The following is a 3158-nucleotide window of genomic DNA, read 5'->3' on the forward strand; positions in this document are numbered from 1 at the left end:
AAAAAGTTCTTAATCGCTAAACTCATAGACCACTATCATAAGATAGTTGAGGTTAAGTTATTAAGGGCGCATGGTGGATGCCTTGGCACTAGGAGCCGATGAAGGACGTGACTAACTGCGATAAGCTTCGGTAAGCTGTAAGTAAGCAATGACCCGGAGATTTCCGAATGGGGAAACCCAAAACCGTGAGGTTTTATCGCTAAGTGAATTCATAGCTTAGTTGAAGGAAGACGCGGGAAACTGAAACATCTAAGTACCCGCAGGAAGAGAAAGAAATTCGATTCCCATAGTAGCGGCGAGCGAAGTGGGAACAGCCCAAACCAAGAAGCTTGCTTTTTGGGGTTGTAGGACTGGACATTTGAGTTACCAAGAGATAACGTAGCTGAACGATCTGGGAAGATCGACCAGAGAAGGCAATCGTCCTGTAAGCGAAACGTTGTTTCCTCAGTCCAGGATCCTGAGTACGGCGGAACACGTGAAACTCCGTCGGAATCCGGGAGGACCATCTCCCAAGGCTAAATACTACCTAGTGACCGATAGTGAACCAGTACCGTGAGGGAAAGGTGAAAAGCACCCCGGGAGGGGAGTGAAATAGTTCCTGAAACCATGTGCCTACAAGTAGTCAGAGCTCGTTAATGAGTGATGGCGTGCCTTTTGTAGAATGAACCGGCGAGTTACGCTTGCATGCGAGGTTAAGGAGGAAAGTCCGGAGCCGCAGCGAAAGCGAGTCTGAAACGGGCGTTTCAGTATGTAGGTGTAGACCCGAAACCAGGTGACCTACCCATGTCCAGGTTGAAGGTGCGGTAAAACGCACTGGAGGACCGAACCTGTGTATGTTGAAAAATGCTAGGATGAGGTGTGGGTAGCGGTGAAATTCCAAACGAACTTGGAGATAGCTGGTTCTCTCCGAAATAGCTTTAGGGCTAGCCTCGGAGTAAAGGATCGTGGAGGTAGAGCACTGTTTGGACTAGGGGCTCATCAAGAGTTACTGAATTCAGATAAACTCCGAATGCCACAGATCTATATCCGGGAGTCAGACTGCGAGTGATAAGATCCGTAGTCGAAAGGGAAACAGCCCAGACCACCAATTAAGGTCCCTAAATATGTGTTAAGTGGAAAAGGATGTGGGATTGCATAGACAACTAGGATGTTGGCTCAGAAGCAGCCACCATTCAAAGAGTGCGTAATAGCTCACTAGTCGAGTGATCCTGCGCCGAAAATGTAACGGGGCTAAACACATTACCGAAATTGTGGATGCACGTAGTGCATGGTAGGAGAGCGTTCTAAGGGCAATGAAGCTAGATCGTAAGGACTGGTGGAGCGCTTAGAAGTGAGAATGCCGGTATGAGTAGCGAAAGATTAGTGAGAATCTAATCCACCGAATGACTAAGGTTTCCTGGGGAAGGCTCGTCCACCCAGGGTTAGTCGGGACCTAAGCTGAGGCCGAGAGGCGTAAGCGATGGATAACAGGTTGAGATTCCTGTACTATTAAGATCTGTTTGAACGATGGAGGGACGCAGGAGGCTAGAGAAGCGCACGGCTGGAAATGTGCGTCCAAGCAATAAGTTGGTAACTGAGTCAAATGCTTAGTTGCATCACAACAAGTTGTGATGGGGAACGAAATTAAAGTAGTGAAGAGATCGATGTCACACTGCCAAGAAAAGCTTCTAGTGAGGATCTTGATACCCGTACCGCAAACCGACACAGGTAGTCGAGGAGAGAATCCTAAGGTGAGCGAGAGAACTCTCGTTAAGGAACTCGGCAAAATGACCCCGTAACTTCGGGAGAAGGGGTGCTGACCTCCGGGTCAGCCGCAGTGAAAAGGCCCAGGCGACTGTTTATCAAAAACACAGGTTTCTGCAAAATCGTAAGATGAAGTATAGGGGCTGACGCCTGCCCGGTGCTGGAAGGTTAAGAGGATGAGTTAGCTTCGGCGAAGCTCAGAATTGAAGCCCCAGTAAACGGCGGCCGTAACTATAACGGTCCTAAGGTAGCGAAATTCCTTGTCGGGTAAGTTCCGACCCGCACGAAAGGCGTAACGATCTGGGCACTGTCTCAACGAGAGACTCGGTGAAATTATAATACCCGTGAAGATGCGGGTTACCCGCGACAGGACGGAAAGACCCCATGGAGCTTTACTGTAGCTTGATATTGGGTGTTTGTACAACTTGTACAGGATAGGTAGGAGCCATTGAAGGCGGAACGCTAGTTTCGCTGGAGGCGTTGGTGGGATACTACCCTCGTTGTATGAACACTCTAACCTGCGCCGGCAAACACGGCGGGAGACAGTGTCAGGTGGGCAGTTTGACTGGGGCGGTCGCCTCCTAAAAGGTAACGGAGGCGCCCAAAGGTTCCCTCAGAATGGTTGGAAATCATTCGCAGAGTGTAAAGGCAGAAGGGAGCTTGACTGCGAGACCTACAAGTCGAGCAGGGACGAAAGTCGGGCTTAGTGATCCGGCGGTTCCGAATGGAAGGGCCGTCGCTCAACGGATAAAAGCTACCCTGGGGATAACAGGCTTATCTCCCCCAAGAGTCCACATCGACGGGGAGGTTTGGCACCTCGATGTCGGCTCATCGCATCCTGGGGCTGTAGTCGGTCCCAAGGGTTGGGCTGTTCGCCCATTAAAGCGGTACGCGAGCTGGGTTCAGAACGTCGTGAGACAGTTCGGTCCCTATCCGTCGCGGGCGTAGGAAATTTGAGAGGATCTGTCCTTAGTACGAGAGGACCGGGATGGACATACCGCTGGTGTACCAGTTGTTCCGCCAGGGGCAGCGCTGGGTAGCTATGTATGGATGAGATAAACGCTGAAAGCATCTAAGTGCGAAACTCACCTCAAGATCGGATTTCCCATTCCGTAAGGAAGTAAGACCCCTGAGAGATGATCAGGTAGATAGGATGGAAGTGGAAGTGCAGTGATGCATGGAGCGGACCATTACTAATCGGTCGAGGACTTAACCAAAGGTTAAGGGACGTGGAGTTCAAGGTAAAGGAAATATTATCTAGTTTTGAGGGAACAAGGTTCTCTTGAAAAAAATAAGTGCGGTGATGATGGCTTGAAGGATACACCTGTTTCCATTCCGAACACAGAAGTTAAGCTTCAAAACGCCGATAGTAGTTGGAGGAACGCCTCCTGCGAGGGTAGGAAGTTGCCGTGCTT

At 50.1% G+C, this 3158-nt stretch carries 2 rRNA genes; both read left to right on the forward strand.

From position 1 onward, the window contains the following. The first annotated feature begins 50 nt into the window (after window positions 1-50). A 23S ribosomal RNA gene (locus FC64_RS01820) occupies window positions 51-2960 on the forward strand. Between the two features lie 79 nt (window positions 2961-3039). After that, a 5S ribosomal RNA gene (gene rrf, locus FC64_RS01825) occupies window positions 3040-3156 on the forward strand. The last annotated feature ends 2 nt before the right edge of the window (window positions 3157-3158 follow it).

Source organism: Ligilactobacillus araffinosus DSM 20653 (assembly GCF_001435375.1).
Lineage (GTDB): Bacteria > Bacillota > Bacilli > Lactobacillales > Lactobacillaceae > Ligilactobacillus > Ligilactobacillus araffinosus.